The sequence below is a fragment of the Flavobacterium sp. KH_035 genome (assembly GCF_057839565.1).
In genome coordinates this window covers 1,413,845-1,435,135 of the sequence record NZ_CM174492.1, presented here as the reverse complement: position 1 = coordinate 1,435,135, position 21,291 = coordinate 1,413,845, and the positions used below count along the sequence as shown (strand labels likewise).

Genomic DNA, 21,291 nt, shown 5'->3' with positions numbered 1-21,291 from the left:
CTTATTTTTTTAGCGAATTAAAATTTTTAGCCTCCTGAATCCACTGTGTTAATTGCCCCACACACAACGATTTTTTCTTACGGACATACCCATAAGTTACATTGAGTTTAGCCGCAACTTCTTCCATCGTTTTAGTGGCAAAACTAAGTTTTAATAACTCCTGGCATTTGTCTCCCAATTTCTGAAACATGGCATCAAAGAGCTGTTGCCTTTCATCAAATTCTTCTGTTTGACCAATTAATTCCAGTGCAGATTCATTCATAGATACCGCATCTTCATTAATTGTTACCCCTTTGTTAGCTGTTTTTTTAAGTTCGTTAAGCCACTTCCTTTTGCACAATAGAAAAAAGTAAGCATCAAAGGGACAAGTCAGCTGCAGTGTCTTCGCTTTGGCCTGATTAAAAAGCAAAATCATCACTTCCTGAACCACATCCTGCGCATGTTCCTTATCTCCGGAATTGTTCATGACAAACATCACCACTTTAGGAACAAATTTTTTGTAAATGATCTGAATAATTACTGAGTTATTTGCAGCAATGCCATCAATATACATTTGATCGGGATGAATTTTAGCCTTAACCATAAAAACCTTTTTGAAGCTAATTTAAAAAACAATTGGAAATAAATTTCATGCAAAGGGGTAACAATTAACAAATCAAGTTGATATAACACCAAAGGACTCATAAAAATTGTAAAAAAAATGTTCCGAGAACCATCAAAAATCAATAAAAATGGAAACCTGTCAATTTGTAAGCGAGAAGAATTTAGATCAATTTCACCAAATGATTTCTGCCAAAACACGAAATGGTTTTGTGATTGTGGAGCATAACGAGAAACTTCCGTATGTCGTTTTATCCAAAAAACAAAAAGCAATCAATCATCCATTACATCTCTTTCTTACCTGCATCACATTTGGGCTGTGGTTTATGGTATGGGGCTATTTTATTCTGACGCTTTCACGAAAAACAAACATTCTCGTTGCAGTAGACGAAGACGGCAATCTCTTTGAAGACAAGTGCCTCTCTGCATAAATTCTGAATTACAAAAAAGCAGAGGTAACAATTGTTTAAAGAAATTGATATAACAACATATCTGCAAATTCAGAAATAAATTTCAACAGTAAGGGTAACAATATCAAACCCAAATTGATATAAAGATAATTAACAACCGAAATCTGAAAACCACCTGATCATCAGGACAGATTTATAAAAACTAGAAATCATGAACACAAACTTTAAAAAAATCGGACTTTTATTTTTACTAACAATCAGCTTTGCAAGCTGCGACAATGGCGACAGCGATGATAATCTTATTTTACCACCTTCTCCTGCAGCTTTTAAAAGCATAAGCACCAAAGGAGTAAAGTCAGCTACGCAAAAATTTACGATTACAGCCGGAACCGGTGTAGTTACTGTAACTTCAGTAAAAGGAGTAAAATTAAGCATCAATGGAAACTGTCTGACTAAAAACGGGACCGCAGTGACGGGCACAGTTGATATTGAATACATTGAACTTTTTGACAAAGGAACTATGCTGATTACGAACAAACCTACGATGGGAGTTATGCCAGACGGAAAGAAAAACCTACTGATTTCAGGTGGAGAATTCTTCATAAAAGCCACACAGGGCGGAGTAGAACTTAAAACTTCCTGCTCTATGAATTTAATTGTTCCCGCTGCTTTAACAGATGGTGTAGACAATGCCATGACTTTATGGACCGGTGTAATGGATCAAAATGACGAATTGACTTGGGAAGTACCTAAACCAAATGCAGACGGAACGGGCGGAAAAGGCGGTGTTCAGGGTGAGGGAACCAATTACTTTGTGACATTTGGAAACTTTGGATGGACAAACGTAGACCGTTTTTACAGCGACCCTAGACCGAAAACTACACTGTTGGTTGATGCTCCCGATGGCTACAACAATACAAATAGTGCCGTTTACCTGTCATACGATGGTGAAGGAAATGCACTTGCGAAATTAGACACCTACACTGCAGCAGGATTATTCAGCGAGCACTACGGACAAATTCCGATTGGCTTAAAATGTCATGTGATTTTTGCAACCGAAGATAATGGTCAATGGCGATACGCAATCAAGGCCGTAACCATTGCTGCAAATGATGTGTACACCTTTACACTTGCCGAAACAGTCGTAGGTACCGAAGCCCAATTGGTAGCCGCAATCAATGCTATTCAGTAACTTACAAAATTCTTTTTAAGAAAAAGTGGTGATTTGCTCATCGCTTTTTTTTACATTTAATCCAGTTTTCAAATTAATTCTGATGCTTTATAGAAGCTAATCCTGCTGTCCGCTGTATCTTTTGTACCGAACCCCGATACAAAAGGATGCCGCTCCCATCAGGGCTAAAACCCTCTAGTTATGAAACCACTATCCTCTATTTTATTGATGCTGCTTTCTGTTTTCGCAATGGGACAAACGAAGGTAAAAGACACCATAACCCGAAGAGCCAATATTGTTTTCATTCAGAACGGAAATGCGGTTACGTATAAACCCGAAACTCCGCCCTTAATTCCGATTGCGGGAGCTCCAAAACCCAGCTATTCTTATTTATGGGAACTCGGCGATGGACATTACAGCAAAGAAGCAGAACCCAAACATGTCTACAAAAACAAGGGAACTTACACCACCAAACTTGCCGTAACCAACAATTACGACAACGGAAAACCTCCGGCAACACGCCCAAAAAAGGTGGCTATAAACGATATTACCGATACTAACTATAAAGATATTGCGTCCATAGCCGATCAAAACGGATTTGCGATCTTAAAAAATTGCGATCCTATTCCCGAACAGGAAATGGTAGTTGTAGTAAGTTATCAAAATCTTGAGAATTATGTTTCAAGCGGAAAACTCTATTTGTTTTATAATGAGAAACAATTTAAGGACAACAATTTCGAACTGGTCGATTTTCGAACCTATGCCAATGAACGTGAAGTAAAAGAAAAAGCGGTAGCTCTTATTGACGATCTGGATGATTCTAAAAATTATGTGGCTTCGGCTGAAAACGCTTTCAAAACCAGAAAATACAGAAATACAACCAGCGAAGAAGATCTGGATGCATCGTTGCTGGATGCCAATAAAACCTATCATAATGTTTCGGTAATAGAATTTGATGATGCCAATCCCAATGAGACCCGAAATCTTTTTTACACTTTTAAAACAACTCCCGAAATGATCAAAGATACCAGCGCAACCGTTACAATGCGTGGTATTTTTGTTCCAAACCGAAGTTATAAAAATCATAAAATAAAGAATCTCGAAATGGAGATCGTAACTTCCCACGACCCTAATAAAATGGGCTCTAACGGAAGTTTTATGAATTACAGACTGGTACGTTTTAAAAGAGTAAATTTTAAAACACGTTTTCAGAACAATGGCGAAGGTCCTGCCCGAATGATCAGACTTGAAACGGATATTCCCGATATGTTTGACAAAAAAACCTTCCAGATTGAAGACATGTATCCTAAGTGCCCCATTTGTCCAAAAGACGAAATTCCAACTACAAGCTGTCTGGATACCATTATCAAAAAAAATCAAATCTTTTTTACTTTCAAAAATATTTACTTACCTGGAAGCGAACAGAAAAATGTACACGAGAAGGACAGTACAAAAGGTTTTGTAAAATATTCGATGAAGTTTGGCGAAGACTTTCACAAAGTAAAAACCCGAAGCCGAACGGCAATTATTTTTGATAAAAATGAGCCGATAATCACCAACTATGCCACAACCCGATTCCTTCCCGGAATTTCAATTGGGGCAAAAGCAGGTTATAACTTGTATCCTGATCTTGAAAAATCGACAAGTTATTTTGTGGGTGCCACTATTTCGCCTTTTAAATCGTATCGCTTTTACTGGCAGGCAGAATGGCTTAACGCCCTGAACAAATACGAAAGCGGGCTAACAGTGATCGATCAGACTGTGGCAGGTGCAAATGGCGTGAAGCAATTGCAACGCACCACCACCACAACCGAAAACAAAAATGTTAACTGGGAAATTCCGGTATTAATTCGGTATAACCTTAACAATTATATAGGAATTGGCGCCGGAATTCAGGCCAATTTTGATGTTTCGTCAGAACAAAACCAAACTCAAAAAATTGAAACATTTGAAGGTGGGACAGATCAGTTTTTGATTAATACCCGAACGCAGTCAAACTCCGTAAAGAACAGTTTTGTGAATTTAAGAACTGGTGTTTTGTTTGATTTAACCGCTGGTTTTGCCAGAATCGGACCCAGTTTTGGAGCGCGCTATGTGATTAATTTTGAACAGAATCTCAACTATTTTCAGCTCTATGGAATCTGGAAGTTTTAGGAGTTATCCCGCGGAGATTCACAGAGGGTTTTCACCGAGATACGTTAATTTTTTTGCCAAGAATTTTCAAGATATTTTTATTTATTACTACGTTATGTATTTCTAAAAATTTGTGAATTCGTGGCAAACTTTCTTTTTAAATCTCTGAGAAAAAACAAGAATTCGTGAATTCGTGGCGAAAATTTTAAACAATGATAAAACGATACTGCTCTATTTTATTCTTTACAACAATGATTCTGTTTGGACAAAATCAGGAAGATCAAATATATACTGCAATTGACTCTTTTATTGCCCATCCTTTCCCTCAGGCATTACAAAATTTAAAGAATACCGAGGCCGCTTTCTGGAAAAATCCGAAGTCAAAAACCAAAGACGAATTACTTGCAATTGTGGTTTTAAACTGCAATAAAGCCTACTATGAAAATCAATTTGGTAAAACGGAAAACGCTATTACGAGTTATGAAAAGGCATGGCAAATTTATCAGAAAAACAAACTTGGCGGTTATGACATTATCGAATACTGCCTGAAACCTCTAGGAAACCTATACACCGTTTTAGGCGATTACGACAGTGCCGAGAATACGATAAAGCAGTATTTTTTTATTGTAAATACGACTCCCGGTTATCCCGATTCCCAAAAACAAAAATTTGCTGCAATCCTGAATTTATCCAATGTATATCAGAGCTTGGGCAAGTTTAATCCGGCCATTGATTTATTAGAACAAATACTAAGAACCGAAAAACTGTCAAATGTTCAGAAAGGAATCGTACTCAATAATCTGGGAAACAATTATCTGGGAAACAATTATCTGTTGAGTTCGACCGAAGGTTTAATGCGTCCTGAGATTTATCAAAAAATCGAAAACAGCTTTGGGTCTTCTATAAATTATCTGAAAAATGAAAAAGACCAATCCGAGACTTTATCTAATTCGTATCGGAATCTGGCCATTCTTAAACGGCAGAGCAATCAATTTGAAGCAGCAGATTCTTTTTTGAAAAAAGCTGAAAAACTTTTACTGGAAACGCCGCACGTACAAATCCGAAAAATGGCAAAACTGTATTATGAAAAGGCTTTATTACTTTTTGATGAACGAAAATATACCGAAAGCGCGCAACAGATTGAAGGCGTTTTTAAAATTTTAATCCCAGATTACAAGGCCAAAGAGGTGCTTCCAAATCAAAATCAATTGTATGCTGAAACGGTTTTAATTGATGCCCTCGATTTGCGAGCGCAGATTTTTCTAAACCAAAATCAGCCTAAAAAAGCATTGGAATCTTACCGACTTTCTCTTCATATCGAAGATCTCTTGATGAATATTACACTGTATGAAAACTCCAAAATAATTACGCAACTACGCTCTCGCAATCGTACCGAAAAATGTCTTTTGATTTACGATCACTTATTTCAAAAGGAAAATAAAACGGAATATCTGGAGGAAGCTTTTCAATTGGCAGAACGAACAAAATCCGGAGTTTTAGAAAGTTATCAATCGAATATTAAAAAGGCAACGACAGCAGAGAAATTGCTTCTACAGCAACTTCAAAATTTAAACAATTCTATTGTAAAAGAACAGCAAAAAGGCAATTCAGCGAATATTCCGAACCTCAACAACGCAATTAAAAAGCAGAATGAACTGATGCTTTCCTTAAAGCAAATTCAATCTAAGAATCCAAATTCGCTTCCTGACAATTGTGATTTAAAGGAGCTGTTTTCAAAATTAGAAAAAGACAAAGCAGTACTGGTATACTATTTTATGGGTGCCGAAAACCTGTATTATTTCACCTTGCAAAATAACCGAATCAGTCTTAATCATCTCTATACTGCTCATACGGCGATGCCGAATATCCTAAAATTCATCAATTATTTTAATACTGCGGCAGCCATTACAAATGATATTTCCGGATACAATTATTACGGTAAAAAAGTATACGATTTATTGCGATTGCCACAAAATAACGTTTACAAAAACCTCATCATTATTCCTGACGGTATTTTGAACTTCCTGCCTTTTGAGGCACTAATTACAAGTGCATCAAAAACGACAAATTTTGCCAAAATGCATTACTTATTAAATGATTTCAGGATCGCTTACAATACTTCGGCAAACCTATATCTCAATTCCAAACCGGTTTTACATTCCCGAAATACAATTTTGGGCGTTTTTCCTGTTTTCAAAAATACTCCTTTTGAACTGCGCTACTCGAAGAAAGAACTCGAAGCCATCCGAACTAATTTCAAAGGAAAATATTTAGAAAATTCCGAAGCCAATTTCTCCAATTTCAAAAACAACGCTAACCACTACTCCATTTTACATTTAAGTACTCACGCCTCTTCGGGTGATGTCGAAACGCCGGCAAGCATCAGGTTTTACGACCAGGAAATCTTATATTCAGAACTGTACAATCTCAACATCAATCCCGATTTGGTAGTTCTGAGTGCTTGCGAAACCGGAATCGGGAAATTGTATAAAGGTGAAGGTGCAATGAGTGTAGCAAGGGGTTTTCAGTTTGCAGGAGCACAAAATTTACTCTTTTCTCTGTGGAAGGTCAACGATTATACCACCTCTGTTTTTATGACTGATTTTTATGAAAATGTAAAAAAGGATGTGCCTTATTTTGAAGCCAATACCAATGCAAAACTTGCTTTTTTACAGGACAAGTCCATTTCGAATGCCAAAAAATCTCCTTATTACTGGAGTTCTTTTGTGTACTACGGTGCTGTTTCGGCCGAAGAGAAGTCTCCAAATTATATCTTTTATATCATTAGTTTATTGGCTTCAATTGGTTTATTTTTGATTTTCAATCATTACCGAAAATGGAAAATCTTCACGAGGTTCTCAAAAAAGAGAAATACAAAAAAATAAAATTCAAGGTCACCAAAACACAGCACTTATTAATTAAGGCAAAAATCAATGGTGTCTCGGGAAACTTCATTTTAGATACCGGGGCCTCTAATTCCTGTGTAGGTTTTGAGAGTATTGAACGTTTTGAACTGACAGCAAAAAAATCCAAAACCAAAGCTTCGGGAGCCGGAGGAACGGGAATGTTAACCCAAATTTCAAAGCACAATCGCCTACAGCTTGGAAGTTGGAAAAACCACGATTTTAGTCTGGTTATTTTTGATCTTTCACACGTCAATGAAGCTTTAGAATCGTACAAAACAAAACCGGTTCAGGGTATTATCGGGGCCGACGTTTTGCTTGAAGGTAAAGCAATTATCGATTATTACAATCATTATTTGTACCTTAAATAATAAACTCCAAATTTTAAAATTCCAAATTCCAATACCAGAGTTTTAATACGCTTTTTTATATATATTTGCTTGGCTATTTTAACAAACCGATACGTATGAAAAAAACTTTACTTTTTTTTATTTTACTGTTTTCCAATTATTTTTATGCTCAGGTCAGTGATATGGAGCATTGTTACGGGGATACCCGGTTTAACTTAACGCTCAATCAATCTGCTTTACTTGTTAACTTAAATCCGGTAGAAACTACGCTTAGTTATCATCTTAGCGCTCAGGATGCTGCGAATAATACAAACGCAATTGCACAGCCTGCCTCCTACAATAGTACCGCACCGTCTACCACTATTTATGCCAGAATAGACAATAAAGGAACTGTTACAACAAACTATTTTAATTTAAAAATATATAATCAGATCAATGCTATACCCCTTACAACACCTGTAAGATGTAAAGGAGAAAACAATGGTATTTTAACTGTAGCTCCGTCAGGAGGCAAAACACCTTATGCTTATAGTCTGGATGGAGGCCCTTTTACCGTTCATATCGGTAACCCCATAGGTACTTTTACTAACTTGTCAGCAGGCACGCATACCATTGCTGTAAAAGATGCCTTAAGTTGTCAATCGATGCTTCAGACGTTTCAGATTACCGAACCTTCTGCTTTGACAGTAAAGCTATTTACTGAAAATCAAACGGTAGTGGTTACTGCCTCAGGAGGAACATCTCCTTATCAATATTCTTTGGATGGAATCAATTATCAAACGAACTATGTTTTTTCAAATATGCCTGTCGGATCATACACTTTTAGGGTAAAAGATGCTCAGGGTTGTGTAACATCAGAATCGGTGAATGTTTATTATCCACTGGCTGTAGGAACCCAGATATTAAAACCTATTGACTGTATTGAGAAGGCTAGAGTTAGTGTCTTTGCAGCAGGAGGAAGTGCTCCGTACCTTTACGCAGTCAACAAAGGTCCTTATCAACCTATAAATGTTTTTTCGAACCTTGCCGCAGGAGATTATGTTTTTGAAGTAAAGGATGTCCAAAATGTAGTACGTTATGCTAATGTCACGATAGCCGAATTTGTTCCTCTTTCAATAGCAACAGCAAAAACAGACGCTACAACTAACGATGACAATGACGGTACTATAACCGTTACCGCCAATGGAGCCCTTAAACCTTATACGTATACACTAACTGATAATACCGGTAATCCTCTTAAACCTTCTCAGCCATCAAATGTTTTTACAGGTCTGAAATCAGGAATCTATGGTGTTCTGGTGAACGATGCTACTAATTGTATTGCATCACAAACCAATATTTCCATTCTTAAAAAACCTGCCGTATTAACTGCGATCGCAAATGTATCTCCAATAACCTGCTTTAGTGCAACCGGAACAATAACGGTTGTTGCAACGGGAGGTAAAGCGCCTTACAAGTATTCGGTGGACAACGGAAATACGTTTGTTACTTTGAATATTTTTAGCGGATTGACAGCCGGAATTTATACGGTAAAAGTACGTGACGCAGAAAACACCGAAATCCAGTTTATTCTCGAAATTTCTCCTCTAAATCGTCCATTGGTTAATGTAACTACTTTGACAGATTTACGCTGTAAAGGAGACAACACCGGTTCGGTATCGGTAACTGCGACCGGCGGAAAGGCTCCTTATGTATATGCAATAGATGGAGGTCCATTCAGTTCGGCTGCCACTTTTACGAATCTGCGTACCGGAACTTATAACATTACCGTACAGGATGCCAATGGCTGTACAGCATTAGCCAGCGTTCATATTTCAGAACCAACAGAGGGTTTGTCAGCAACGGCAATCCCGATAAATGATCAGGGTATCATTGTTAATGCAAAAGGAGGAACTGCTCCTTATCTGTATTCTTTACAAAACAATTTAGGAGTTGTAATCGCAGGCCCAAAAGATAACGGAGTTTTTACCAAATTACCACTTGGTGTTTATACGGCACAGATTACAGATGTTTACGGTTGCGGTTATATGCAAGGAGGAATAAATGTGATTCCCGCTCCGCCTCTTTCGGCTATCACTGAAGTTATCCCAGCAACTTGTAGTTCTTTAGGAAAAGTAACGGTTACGGCTAACGGAGGAATTGCTCCTTACAACTATTCACTAGATAATGAAGCTGCAAAGACTTCAAATGTGTTTTCTAATTTAGCTCCTGGAAATTACTCGATAACCGTTCGCGACGCTAACAATGCTACCTACGCTCTTACTTTTTCAATAGTGCCTTTGGATCCGTTTGTTGCGACTGCAGCGATTGTATCTCAGGTAACCTGCTTCTCAAAAGGAATAGCACAAGTTATCGCTAATGGTGGCAAAGCCCCTTATCTGTATTCGATAAACGGAGGTTCTTTTCAAAATGCCTTTCAGTCTACAACAACTTTTACGGGGCTAAATCCCGGTGATCATGTTATAACCATAAAAGATGCTAACGATTGTAAGCAGACTATCGCTATTCATTTGGCTCCGCCTGTACCTGTAACCGCAGTTGCAACTGTCAACAATCAAAACATAACCGTTACCGCTGCCGGTGGTTCTGGAAATTATAAATTTTCATTAGACGGAATCGTTTTTCAATCCAGTAACATTTTTACCATCGCTACTTATGGAGTATATCGCATAGTTGTAAGGGATCAAAATGGCTGTGTTGAATCTATTTCTATTGTAGTAGATCCTCCGGCTCCTTTAATTGATGGTAAAAAAGAAATCGCTGTTACATTTAAAGCAGGACAAACTTTAGGGGATTTGGTCATTGAAGGTCAAAATATAAAATGGTATAGCAGTAAAGGTATTTCAACAGGTAAAACGAGTAAAACTTCAGAAACTCCTTTGCCTCCCACCACTCTTTTGGTAGACGGGGTTACCTATTATGCTTCCCAAACCATTGACGGAATCGAGAGTACAGAACGTCTTGCGGTTACTGCAAAAGTAAACGGATCGCTTGCTACATCAGATTTTGTTTTACCTGATTTTAAATTTTATCCAAACCCTGTTCACCATACTTTATCAATACATAATACTTCTGCTATTGATGAAATTGAGCTAATATCAGTATCCGGAAAATCTGTTTTAACTAAGAAAATAAACGATACTCATTCTGAAATTGATTTGTCGAATGTTGCCGTTGGATTTTATTTCTTAAAAGTAAAAGCAGAAGGACAGCTTAAAACAATTAAAATTGTGAAGAAATAAAGCCGTTAAGTGCTACAAACTTTCTATTAAAAATAAATGAGACCGTCTGAATTCAGACGGTCTCATTTTTTAATTAAACTAACCTAACGTTAAGAATTTGCTCCTGGATTCGGAATAATACATCCCGCCCAATTGAAGGCACCGTTTGCAATATTATTGTAAGTCACATAAAAGAAACCGCTGCGTCCCCAACCTGATCCCCAAGAGTTTTGTACTTTAAAGAGTCCGGTCGCATCGTCATATCCTACGATACAAACACAGTGACCTCCCTGTCTGCTGCCGTAAAGACTAGACCAAACATGGTTATTGTTACGGATATCATAAAAACTCTGATTCACATCAAAACATACTGCAACAGCATAATTTTGGTTTAAATAATACTTAATATCTGCTGTACTTCTTGGGTTAACATTAAACCAGCCTCCTGATTTTCTGGCAGCTGCCCAGTTTTTCTGCTGTGTAGACGGTTGTGTAAAACAGCCTCCGGCAATATATGGCATTTGTGCATCTGAACATTCTCCCTGATTTTTGATCAAATTCATGGCGTCATTTGGATAAGAACCCGCTCCGCAATTGCCTAATTTTATTTGATTGTAAACATATGCCGCACTTCTCGAAGCACCACTCCAATTACTTTGATGAACAGTGTTATTAAGGTATCGGGCAATACTGTGTGCTGCATATCCTACTCCCCAGCCTACACAGGAACCTTCGCTTCCCTGATCTCCAACTGGTGGTGTTGGTAAGCTTTTGGCTGCCGCAACTTTAGCCGTCAAAGACATTTTCTGAGTACTTGTAATTAAATCCGGTCTTAACTCGGCGATTCTGGCACGGTAATCAACAGGAGTTAAAAATTCGATGCTCTTTAAATAGGCATCCGGCATCTGAGCAAGTCCGTATCTTCCTTTGTCCAAAAGATTGACATCTCCATCCATTAATTTTTCCTGAACATCGGCTTCAGCCTGATCATTACCTTTATCACAAGAGTACAAAGCAAGTAATGCAAACAGTACAAGAGCAATTTTTCTAATTGAGAATTTAATAAGTGTTTTTTTCATAATTATTGGTTTTTTGTTGTTAATTTTCAGCCTGTTAAACTATTTAACAAATTTATTAGTAATTTTGGCATAACATTAACAATAAAAAGATCACAACTATAACTTATCTTACACACAAATCTATAACCGGGATTTAACTAGCAGGAATTGTATTTAATTATCTTGAAAAAGAACCTCCATTATTAAAAAAATTCGCCCATGGAAATCATTATAGAAAAATTAATAAAAGGCATACAATCGCATCCAATTATACAAAACAGCACCCTGTCTGGTGTTCAGGAGTGGAAAAGAGCACATTATATCATCCTGTCGGAAATCATCTCTGGTGTTTTAGAGAAATCAGAATTTATGCAGGGGGCTAAAAGAAATGAACTCGGATGCTCTATCTCGAGTATGACCTTACAAAGAATTTTTACCAATGATTCTTCTAAAACCAAAAACTCTGATTTGCGTTTTTTAAAAAGTCTCGACAAACTGGCTATTTTTATTGGATACCCTTCTTTAAACCATTTTCTAAATGAGGAGGCGGTAGATGCTGTTAAAGTGGAGAACAAAATTGAATCCGTCACATTTTTTGAAAAACTGGTTGCCGACTACTGTCAGGAAGAGTTTAATTCTTTACAAAGGTTACCGTTGATTAATATCGAAAGCTTGTCTGATTTTGTATTTACAGAAGGGCCGTTTTCAAAAAGGATTATGGATCTATTCGAGAATTATTCGACGTTAAAATACCATTTGAACTGCGAGAACAACCGCTCTAATTTTGAGATTTTTGATTTTAAGATTTCGAGTATTACAGAGAACATTGCTATTATCACGGCAAAAGAATTTTGGAATCTGGAATGGAAGGACGAAAATGAGGTTACTTCAATTGTTCTGAATAAAGTAAACAGGCAAACCTATTTCATCAAAAAAAGAGACGATGTCTGGAAAATATGGGACAACTACAATCCTGATTATAACGAAATCTCAACAAGAATACACTCGGCTATAGAAAACCAACACATCAAAAAAGTACTCATTTAATAACATGCATACTAATAATCTATTAAGAGTAGTTATTTTTAACACATAGAGACATAGATGCTATATTAATTACACCTAAAAGATTATCTAAATTTAAACCATAAAAAAATCCCAAACTCCTTTCGGAATTTGGGATTTTTTTTACCATTTCCTCCCGAAGTGTCGGGATTAGAATTTGGAATTTCTTTATTGAGATTTTAGATCTTAATGAGTATGTTTAGGATTAAAACCATCTTCGCTTAATTCTGTTGGCGTATAATCAGCCACCATTTCAGCTTCATAGTCGATTTTTTCTCCTTTAGAGAATTTATGAATAATTTTCTCCATGATATTATAGATCACCGGAACTACAATTAAGGTAAGGAATAAAGAAGAAATCAATCCTCCGATAATTACCCATGCCAAACCGTTTTTCCACTCAGCTCCTGCTCCTGATGCTAATGCAATTGGGAACATACCAAATACCATCGCAATAGTTGTCATCAAAATTGGACGCAAACGAGCGTGATTGGCCTGAATTAATGCTGTTCTGATGGATTCACCTGCAGCTCTTCTCTGGTTGGTGTAATCGACCAGCATGATCGCATTCTTACACACCAGACCGATCAACATGATGATCCCCAAAATCGTAAAGATGTTCAATGAGTTGTTGGTCAAAGCCAAGGCTAACATCGCACCGATAAACGAAAGCGGGATAGCAAACAATACCACAAACGGGTGAACGAAACTGTCATAAAGTCCAACCATTACCAGGTAAACCAAAATAATAGCAGCTAATAAAGCAATTCCTAACGTACCAAATCCTTCCGATTGGTTCTCCTGATCTCCACCCCAGATGTAGTTTACACCAGCAGGTTTTTTCAGTTTGTCTAATTTCACCTGCCATTGCTGAACAATTGTTCCTGACGGTACTCCAACGTTTTGTCCTTTTACCGTTACCGAAGCCGATTTATCTCTTCGCTCTAACTGGCTAGGTCCTGATCCTTCTGTAATGTCTGCAAACTGAGACAATTTAATTTGCTGTCCTGCAGCATTTACAAAAATCAAATTACTAACGTCTGTAATACTTTTTCTGTCAAAAGCATTGTATCGGATGTTGATGTCATACTCGTATTCACCAGCTCTGTATTTACCATCTGTATTTCCACTAAAAGCAGTCTGCATGGTTAAACCAACTGTTTGAAGTGTTAAACCTAATGCTGCCATTTTATCACGATCTACCTTAACGTTGATCTCCGGGTTTCCGTCCTCAACCGTTAATTTGATCTCTGTTGTTCCCGGAATAGTACGCAATTCTGCCTCTGCCAATTTAGCAAATGCCATAGCACTTTCTGTTGACGGACCGGTTACGATCAATCCTAATGTAGCATCCTCAGCAGTTCCTAAGATACCTACCGGAACTGTTTTTACTTTAGCTCCAACAAGTACTTTCTCTAACTTACGTTTGATTTTTGCTGCATAAACGTTGGCATCATCAGTACGGTCTTTTTGCTCAATCATTTTTACGTCAATCTCTGCTTTGTAAGCTGTTGCCTGCGATGCTCCAAAACCTTCACTGGTTTGTCCTACCGTTGTAATCTGACTGTGAACATATTCCTGTGCTTTTAAATACGCTTCTGCTTTTTGGGTCATGAAGTTGGTTTGCTCTAACGAAGCGTCTTTCGGCATTTCGATTTGAACTAAGAACTCCCCACTATCAGAAGAAGCGAAGAACTCCCCTCCAATGAAACCTCCGGCCATTAAACCTATGGTTGAAGCAAAAAACAATACAATTACTACCGCAAATGTTTTAATATAATGATCCAGACACCATGTTAACAAGTGAGAAACCCAGTCTGTAAAACGTGTTAAATAACTTTCGAAACCAAGAATGATTCTTCCAAATAAATTCTTTCCTTCAATATGCTCTAATTTACCATAACGAGATGATAACCAAGGAATAATAGTAAATGAAGCCAAAAGCGACAACAAAGTCGAAATAATTACCGTAACACAGAATTGTGTAATGATATTAGATACTAATCCGGAACTCATTGCAATAGGCAAGAATACTACCACAATTACTAAAGTAATCGAAGTTACCGTTCCGCCAATTTCTGCTGTTCCGTCATACGAAGCGCGAATTCGGCTTTTACCCATCTCCATGTGTCGGTAGATGTTTTCCAGTACCACAATCGCATCATCGACCAGAATACCTACTACAAGAGACAATCCTAATAAACTCATTAAGTTCAGGGTGTATCCCATTAAATATATACCAATAAAAGTAGCAATCAAAGATGCCGGAATAGATACCATTACAATCAGCGAGTTTCTGATACTATGCAGGAAGAACAACATTACAAAAGCTACCAGTACTACCGCAATCAATAAATCGTGTACTACAGAATCTGCCGCCTCTAATGTAAAAACAGTACTGTCTTTTGCAACTTCCAGTTTTAACTGGTTTACTTTATAATCTTTTTCAAGAATTGCAATTGTTTTTAATAAATGCTCACTTACTGCAACCGCATTTGCATCTGATTGTTTTACAATTTGCAAAACGATCGCACTTTTCTGATCTACACGTGATATTTTTTCAGCAATTTTTTGCGTATCCTGAACATCTGCAATATCACTTAAACGAACCTGAATTCCGTTTTGAGAAGAAACCACTAAGTTTCTTAATTCTTCAACACTTTTGTATTTACCCGCTAAACGGATTAATATTTTTTGATCACGTGTCTGAATGTTACCCGTTGGGAAATCCAGATTCGAGGTCAGAATGTTTTGTTGTACCTGCGGAACAGATAGTCCGTAACCCTGCATTTTTAATGCATCAAGGTTTACCTGAATTTCACGCTCTGAACCACCAATAATATTTACCTGAGCCACACCTTGTACACGCGATAAAATAGGTGCAATTTTTTTGTCAATTAAGTCATAAAATGCTGCTTCGTCCATTTTTCCGTTTGCACCAAGCGTCATGATTGGTAAATCACTCAGCGAGAACTTGGTTAGTGCCGGTGTTTTCACATCATCGGGTAAATCACTGATAATCGCGTTTATTTTTCGCTGTGCATCATTCAAAGAGAAATCGACTTTTGCATTTGAAGTCAGTGTAATCGAAACAATAGACAAACTTTCGTACGATTTCGAGTCAATTTTCTTGACATTCTCTAAGGATGCGATCGCATCTTCAATTTTCTTGGTCACTGTATTTTCTACCTCACTAGGAGAAGCTCCCGGATATATGGTAGAAATGGTAATAACGTTTTGTTCAAATTTCGGGATCAGCTCATAACCTAACTGGCTGTAGCTAAACAGTCCACCTAATGTTAGAATTGTAAACAGTACAATTACTAACGACGGACGTTTTATGGATATTTCGGCTAATTTCATATTTGTTGCTTTAGGCTTTAGGCTTTAGGCAATAAGCTTAATGCTTACGGCCTATAGCTTAATGCTTTAATTTATTTAATAATTTCTACTGTGTTACCGTCTTGCAGGTTGATTTGACCTGTAATTACTACAGTTTCTCCATCGGTTAATCCGTTGATGATCTCTACTTTATCACCCAAAATTCTTCCAGCGGTTACTTTTCTTAATTTTGCAACACCTTTTTCTACTACAAAAATCTGGTTACTGCTCACACTTCCTACGAATGCATTTCTAGGTACCACCATAAGGTGTTGTTTTTGTTGTTTCGATGCAAAGTTTGCAGTTCCGTACATACCTGCTTTCAGGTCGTTGTTGGTATTGTTTGTAATTTCAATTTCAACCGGGAAGTTTAAAGACTCATCTGCTTTTGCAGCAATGAAAGTAATTTTTCCTGAAAACGATTTGTCCGGATAAATGCTTGCTGATACATTAATGTGATCTCCAACTTTTAAACTCGCTACCTGATTTTCGTTTACCGTAACTACCAATTTTAACTTAGAAACGTTTACGATATCAAACAATGCCGTTGCTGGCATACCTGTTAAGATAGATCCCGGCTCAATGTATTTTTTATTGATAAAACCGTTAATTGGCGCTTTTACTCTGGTATCACCAACATTAATTTTAGCTTGTGTATAATGTGACTGAGCATTTGTTAATGCTAATCTTGCCTGATCCAGTTGTTGTTTGGTAACACCTCCGGTTTTAAACGCATTTTCGTATCTGTTATAATCTGATTTTGCATTTTGATACGCTGCCTCTGCAGTCTGAGCATCTACATTAATAATATCGCCTCTCATGGTCAATAAGGTTTGACCTACTCTTACGTAGTCTCCTTCTTTAGCCAGAACACTGATTACTTTTCCTGATTTTTCGGCAGAAAATGTCAATTGCTGAATTGGTTGAAAATTTCCGTTGGCCACGAAATCCAGTGAAACTTCTTCTGTTTTTACAGGAGATACTTTTACGGAAACGGCAGCATTTTTTTCGGCTACAATATCTGTTTTCTCCTTGTTCTCTTTCTTATTATTATTTAAGACATATCCAATCACACCCAGGGCTGCAATTATGATTACGATTGTTATAATAGTTTTCTTCATTGTAATTAGTTATTTAATAAGAGTTTTAAGTTGACCTTTTGATTTGATTAGTGCTACTTCGGCAATTTTGTAATTCAAAACCGCTCTGGTATAATTATTTTGTGCTTCAAGTGATGCGTTTTCTGCATCTAATAAGTCTGTTAAAGACGCCAATCCCTGAAGGTAATTGTTTTTTGTATTGCTTAATATCTCAGTCGCCAGACGCATATTTTCTTTTTGATTATTAATGGTCACAAGGTTATTGTCCATTTCTGCCGTTGCATTTTTATAATCTAAATCAAGTGAAAGTTTGGTGTCTTTGATATCTTCTTCAAGCGATCTGAGTTCAACATCTGCCTGTCTTACTTTTGCACGGGTTCCAAATCCTGTGAAGATGGGTACGTGCAGGTTTAATGCAATTGCAGAGAAATCTGACCAGTATACTCCCTGAGAAGGTTTAGCAAACCAAGGCATTTGAGGTCCCTGACCAATATAGTTATAACCCGCAGTTAATGAAAGTGTTGGGTAATATCCTGCTTCAACTGCTTTTTTATTGAATACTAAAAGTTCCTGTTGTTTTTTCAAAAGCAGATACTCTGTTCTGGTTTCAGTATTAGGTGCTTCTGTTAAAGCAGCCGGCACAACTTCAAATTCTTCTTTTGGAATATCAATTACCGTTTCAATAGGCATTCCCATATAAAACTTTAAAGCATTCTCCTGTAAAGTAATTTGATTTTTAATTTGTTGACGCTCTGTATCAATGTTTGACATTTTTACGATAATACGGTCTAAGTCAATTTTCTTAGCCAGTCCATTGTCAAATTGTCCTTTTACGATATCGCGAACTTTAGTGGTATTTACAAAATTACTGTCTAACAAAGTCAGTCTTTCGCGTTGCACATAAACAGAGTAATAATTGTTTGCAACTCTTTCGATTACTTGTTCTTCTGTTAACTGGTCGTTTATTTGATAAAACTCACGAGTAGATCTTGCTGCTCTTAATCCTGTAAAAACAGATTGATCGAATAGGGTTTGAGTTAAAGAAACTCCTGCATTTGAAGTCCATTTTTGACCAAACGCCGCCTGAATTGTAGTTCCCGGTGCACCAAATCCTGCTCCATCGATTACTGTGGTTTGAATTATCGGATTGTGAGTTAGATTTCCGTTGGCAGAAATTTGAGGTAACGCTCTTGAACGTACTTCCTGAATTTTATACTCACTGTTTTCAACCTGTAATCTTGCTTTTCTCGCATCCGCTTTGTTTTCAAGCGCATACGTAAGAGCTTCTTTTAAGGTTAGGGTTTTGACTTGTGCGTTGGCAGACAAGCCAATAGAACACAAAAATATAAGAATTATTCGTTTCATAGATTGATGATTAAATAGTAATTTTTTTAAGTTGTTTTTCCAATTCCGGTATTCCTTTTTCTGTTGCCATAGCTCTAGTGTGATATTCCAGCGCCTCTAATTCTATTTTTTGTGCTTCCCGTTCTGAAACAGTCGTTTCATTGATGTGAAAAATAAGTGTATAATAAAATTTCACATAGATGTCTATATTCAGATCTTTACGATAAAGCCCCTCACGAATTCCTTTTTCAATATTCTCTTTGAACCAATGACTACACAAATCAATCTCCTGACTCAGTATATTTTGATAAATTTCCGGATAGTGTTTTTTCAATTGATAAATGGGAGAAGTATCCATATTATTTTTAAACATATCTCTAAACATTTCTCTGATTTCAAAATTCTCATGGATCGCATTATAACCTTTCGCTACAATTGTATTAATTATTTCATGTACCTGTTTATGAACTAATGATGTGCTTTCTTCAATCAAAACTTCTTTATTGCAAAAATATTTGTAAATCGTCTTTTTCGAAATACACATTTCTCCTGCAATATCATCCATTGTAACACTTTTGAAACCAAGTTTTAAAAACAGCTCACTTGCTTTTGATATAATTTTCTCTTTCATTTTAATTTTCAAATTGTACTACAAATATACTTAGGAAACTAAACTCACAAAAAAAGTTTCCGTAATATTTGTAATAATTTTACATTAATTTACTCATTATGTATGATTTATATGCTAAACTCTAAGTTTGCAATAAGTTTAATGTCTTTTCCCAAAGCCAAACCTCCATTATGATTGAATGAATTATAATCTAAGCCAAAATCCTGACGCTTAATATCTCCCTTGATTTCGAAAGCAACTTTTTTCTCTCCATTGTAAGTATTGACTCCTATAAACTCAGCATCAAGTTCTACTACTTTCGTAACGTCCTTAATGGTTAAGTCACCTTTGAAAAAATTGATATTGTTGTTTACTTTCTGAAAAGAAGTCGATTTAAAACTAATGATTGGGTGTTCGTTTACATCAAACAGGTCCTGAAGCTGTAAATATGTATCGATTTGCTGAAAATTATCAATTTTGTTATTGATGTCAAGTGAAAACTCAACCGATGCATCTTCAATTTCATTGTCTTCAATGTTCACATAACCACCAAATTTATTCGTAGTTCCTCCCATATAAGCGATTATCGAATGTCTCATTTTAATTAAAACATCTGACTGGCTAGAATCTAAGGTCCATGTTGTTTTCATAAATTACTGATTTTACTGAGGTTATAAATTACTCAACTTTTCACGGAAACTTTTACAGTGTTCTAAGTTTCCGTTTAACGGTGCAAATATAAACAGGAAACTGTGAATACCAAAAAAGTTTCCAAGTTTTTTCAAAAAAAATTTTAACATCTTACAAATTAGAAGATTTAAAGCCTATTCTAAACCCTACTGAATCATTTCAATTTTTAAAAAAGGGATAATTGATTAATGAATTGTATCTTTGGGCCTCGCAAATCAGAATTTCATTTTATGCACGATATTAGTCAGTACCAGGATTTTTTTATTAGTTATTTAAAAAACCAAAGCATACAGAAAGAACCCAAAAATCTTTACGCTCCTATTGAATACATTCTCGGACTTGGCGGAAAACGAATACGTCCCGTACTTACTTTGATGGCCGCAGAAGTTTTTAACACCTCCTATGCAACGGCACTTCCGGCAGCAATGGCTGTTGAAGTTTTTCATAATTTCTCGCTTGTACATGACGACATTATGGATGATGCGCCTTTGCGCAGAGGACAGGAAACGGTTCATGAAAAATGGGATCTCAATACCGGAATTCTTTCCGGCGATGCGATGCTTATTCTGGCTTATCAGTATTTTGAGCAATACGAACCAAATGTTTTCAGGAATTTAGCAAAACTATTCAGCAAAACAGCTCTTGAAGTTTGCGAAGGACAACAATGGGATGTTGATTTTGAACAAAGAAATGATGTTACGATTCCGGAATATCTTAAAATGATCGAATATAAAACCGCCGTTCTGGTTGCTGCCGCCATGAAAATGGGAGCCATTGTAGCCGAAACATCTGAAAAAGAAGGTGATTTAATTTATGATTTCGGATTGAATCTAGGTCTTGCTTTCCAGCTTCAGGATGATTATCTGGATGCTTTTGGAGATCCGGAAACCTTTGGAAAACAAGTAGGCGGAGATATTATCGAAAACAAAAAAACATATTTATACCTTAAAGCAAGAGAATTTTCTTCTCCTGAAAAAGCTTTAGAATTAGAGAAATTATTCAGTTTGCAATTAGAAGACAATACCGATAAAATAGCTACTGCAAAAACCATTTTTAATGAATCAGGAGCTTCAAAAGCAACACAGGACGCTATAGAGATGTATACTTTTAAAGCTTTTGAAACTTTAGAAAAAATGGATATTAATGCCGAAAAGAAAGACATTCTTAGAACTTTTGGCGAGAATTTAATGGGTAGAAAAGTTTAATTTTTTTGCCACAAATTACACGAATTTTCACTAATTTAATTATGATGGAT

At 36.6% G+C, this 21,291-nt stretch carries 15 protein-coding genes; 8 read left to right on the top strand and 7 right to left on the bottom strand.

Annotated elements, in window-relative coordinates; translation table 11 throughout:
• Position 1: 1 nt before the first annotated feature.
• On the bottom strand, positions 2-583 hold the full coding sequence (locus AC3IS6_RS06285) for an RNA polymerase sigma factor (protein WP_489164138.1): 582 nt from the start codon (positions 581-583) through the stop codon (positions 2-4).
• Positions 584-731: 148 nt separating this feature from the next.
• Here AC3IS6_RS06285 and AC3IS6_RS06280 point away from each other — a divergent pair, with 148 nt between their 5' ends.
• From AC3IS6_RS06280 to AC3IS6_RS06255, 6 genes are all read left to right on the top strand, one after another.
• Complete coding sequence (locus tag AC3IS6_RS06280; protein WP_489164137.1) at positions 732-1,031, top strand: hypothetical protein; 300 nt, start codon at positions 732-734, stop codon at positions 1,029-1,031.
• Positions 1,032-1,221: 190 nt separating this feature from the next.
• Positions 1,222-2,202, top strand: coding sequence for a hypothetical protein (locus AC3IS6_RS06275; protein WP_489164136.1), 981 nt, complete (start codon positions 1,222-1,224; stop codon positions 2,200-2,202).
• 180 nt (positions 2,203-2,382) lie between these two features.
• Positions 2,383-4,335 (top strand): PKD domain-containing protein, encoded by a 1,953-nt coding sequence (locus tag AC3IS6_RS06270; RefSeq protein ID WP_489164135.1) that lies wholly within the window; start codon positions 2,383-2,385, stop codon positions 4,333-4,335.
• 191 nt (positions 4,336-4,526) lie between these two features.
• Positions 4,527-7,199: a CHAT domain-containing protein gene (locus AC3IS6_RS06265; RefSeq protein ID WP_489164134.1), complete on the top strand. Its 2,673-nt coding sequence runs from the start codon at positions 4,527-4,529 to the stop codon at positions 7,197-7,199.
• The gene (locus AC3IS6_RS06260) at positions 7,151-7,588 is read left to right on the top strand and encodes a retropepsin-like aspartic protease (RefSeq protein ID WP_489164133.1); all 438 of its coding nucleotides are present in this window, start codon (positions 7,151-7,153) and stop codon (positions 7,586-7,588) included. The genes AC3IS6_RS06265 and AC3IS6_RS06260 overlap by 49 nt, the downstream gene beginning before the upstream one ends.
• 95 nt (positions 7,589-7,683) lie before the next feature.
• Positions 7,684-10,809, top strand: a complete 3,126-nt coding sequence (locus AC3IS6_RS06255; RefSeq protein WP_489164132.1) for a T9SS type A sorting domain-containing protein — start codon at positions 7,684-7,686, stop codon at positions 10,807-10,809.
• An 89-nt stretch (positions 10,810-10,898) separates the two neighbouring features.
• On the opposite strand, the gene AC3IS6_RS06250 is transcribed toward AC3IS6_RS06255, so the two are convergent.
• Positions 10,899-11,867, bottom strand: coding sequence for a C1 family peptidase (locus AC3IS6_RS06250; protein WP_489164131.1), 969 nt, complete (start codon positions 11,865-11,867; stop codon positions 10,899-10,901).
• A gap of 198 nt (positions 11,868-12,065) precedes the next feature.
• Here AC3IS6_RS06250 and AC3IS6_RS06245 point away from each other — a divergent pair, with 198 nt between their 5' ends.
• Entirely contained in the window at positions 12,066-12,893 is an 828-nt protein-coding gene (locus tag AC3IS6_RS06245) for a hypothetical protein (protein WP_489164130.1), read from the top strand.
• Between the two features lie 204 nt (positions 12,894-13,097).
• On the opposite strand, the gene AC3IS6_RS06240 is transcribed toward AC3IS6_RS06245, so the two are convergent.
• The 5 genes from AC3IS6_RS06240 to AC3IS6_RS06220 all read right to left on the bottom strand — a co-directional run bounded on the left by AC3IS6_RS06240 (position 13,098) and on the right by AC3IS6_RS06220 (position 19,996).
• Positions 13,098-16,274 carry an efflux RND transporter permease subunit gene (locus tag AC3IS6_RS06240; protein WP_489164129.1) on the bottom strand — a complete coding sequence of 1,059 codons (3,177 nt, stop codon included), beginning with the start codon at positions 16,272-16,274 and terminating at the stop codon, positions 13,098-13,100.
• A 71-nt stretch (positions 16,275-16,345) separates the two neighbouring features.
• Positions 16,346-17,413, bottom strand: a complete 1,068-nt coding sequence (locus AC3IS6_RS06235) for an efflux RND transporter periplasmic adaptor subunit (protein WP_489164128.1) — start codon at positions 17,411-17,413, stop codon at positions 16,346-16,348.
• 9 nt (positions 17,414-17,422) lie between these two features.
• Positions 17,423-18,757: a TolC family protein gene (locus AC3IS6_RS06230; RefSeq protein WP_489164127.1), complete on the bottom strand. Its 1,335-nt coding sequence runs from the start codon at positions 18,755-18,757 to the stop codon at positions 17,423-17,425.
• 10 nt (positions 18,758-18,767) lie between these two features.
• A complete protein-coding gene (locus AC3IS6_RS06225) occupies positions 18,768-19,367 on the bottom strand; it encodes a TetR/AcrR family transcriptional regulator (RefSeq protein WP_173965333.1) in 600 nt (199 codons plus the stop codon).
• A gap of 107 nt (positions 19,368-19,474) precedes the next feature.
• A complete protein-coding gene (locus AC3IS6_RS06220; RefSeq protein ID WP_173965334.1) occupies positions 19,475-19,996 on the bottom strand; it encodes a YceI family protein in 522 nt (173 codons plus the stop codon).
• A 270-nt stretch (positions 19,997-20,266) separates the two neighbouring features.
• On the opposite strand from AC3IS6_RS06220, the gene AC3IS6_RS06215 reads away from it, so the two are divergent.
• A complete protein-coding gene (locus AC3IS6_RS06215; protein WP_489164126.1) occupies positions 20,267-21,241 on the top strand; it encodes a polyprenyl synthetase family protein in 975 nt (324 codons plus the stop codon).
• Positions 21,242-21,291: the final 50 nt, after the last annotated feature.

What these genes read in the sequence shown, in the direction of transcription:
- AC3IS6_RS06265 (WP_489164134.1), top strand. Translation starts at nt 4,527, where the DNA reads ATGATAAAACGATACTGCTCTATTTTATTCTTTACAACAATGATTCTG.
- AC3IS6_RS06250 (WP_489164131.1), bottom strand. Translation starts at nt 11,867, where the DNA reads ATGAAAAAAACACTTATTAAATTCTCAATTAGAAAAATTGCTCTTGTA.
- AC3IS6_RS06245 (WP_489164130.1), top strand. Translation starts at nt 12,066, where the DNA reads ATGGAAATCATTATAGAAAAATTAATAAAAGGCATACAATCGCATCCA.
- AC3IS6_RS06255 (WP_489164132.1), top strand. Translation starts at nt 7,684, where the DNA reads ATGAAAAAAACTTTACTTTTTTTTATTTTACTGTTTTCCAATTATTTT.
- AC3IS6_RS06275 (WP_489164136.1), top strand. Translation starts at nt 1,222, where the DNA reads ATGAACACAAACTTTAAAAAAATCGGACTTTTATTTTTACTAACAATC.
- AC3IS6_RS06225 (WP_173965333.1), bottom strand. Translation starts at nt 19,367, where the DNA reads ATGAAAGAGAAAATTATATCAAAAGCAAGTGAGCTGTTTTTAAAACTT.
- AC3IS6_RS06240 (WP_489164129.1), bottom strand. Translation starts at nt 16,274, where the DNA reads ATGAAATTAGCCGAAATATCCATAAAACGTCCGTCGTTAGTAATTGTA.
- AC3IS6_RS06235 (WP_489164128.1), bottom strand. Translation starts at nt 17,413, where the DNA reads ATGAAGAAAACTATTATAACAATCGTAATCATAATTGCAGCCCTGGGT.
- AC3IS6_RS06215 (WP_489164126.1), top strand. Translation starts at nt 20,267, where the DNA reads ATGCACGATATTAGTCAGTACCAGGATTTTTTTATTAGTTATTTAAAA.
- AC3IS6_RS06230 (WP_489164127.1), bottom strand. Translation starts at nt 18,757, where the DNA reads ATGAAACGAATAATTCTTATATTTTTGTGTTCTATTGGCTTGTCTGCC.
- AC3IS6_RS06260 (WP_489164133.1), top strand. Translation starts at nt 7,151, where the DNA reads ATGGAAAATCTTCACGAGGTTCTCAAAAAAGAGAAATACAAAAAAATA.
- AC3IS6_RS06270 (WP_489164135.1), top strand. Translation starts at nt 2,383, where the DNA reads ATGAAACCACTATCCTCTATTTTATTGATGCTGCTTTCTGTTTTCGCA.
- AC3IS6_RS06285 (WP_489164138.1), bottom strand. Translation starts at nt 583, where the DNA reads ATGGTTAAGGCTAAAATTCATCCCGATCAAATGTATATTGATGGCATT.
- AC3IS6_RS06220 (WP_173965334.1), bottom strand. Translation starts at nt 19,996, where the DNA reads ATGAAAACAACATGGACCTTAGATTCTAGCCAGTCAGATGTTTTAATT.
- AC3IS6_RS06280 (WP_489164137.1), top strand. Translation starts at nt 732, where the DNA reads ATGGAAACCTGTCAATTTGTAAGCGAGAAGAATTTAGATCAATTTCAC.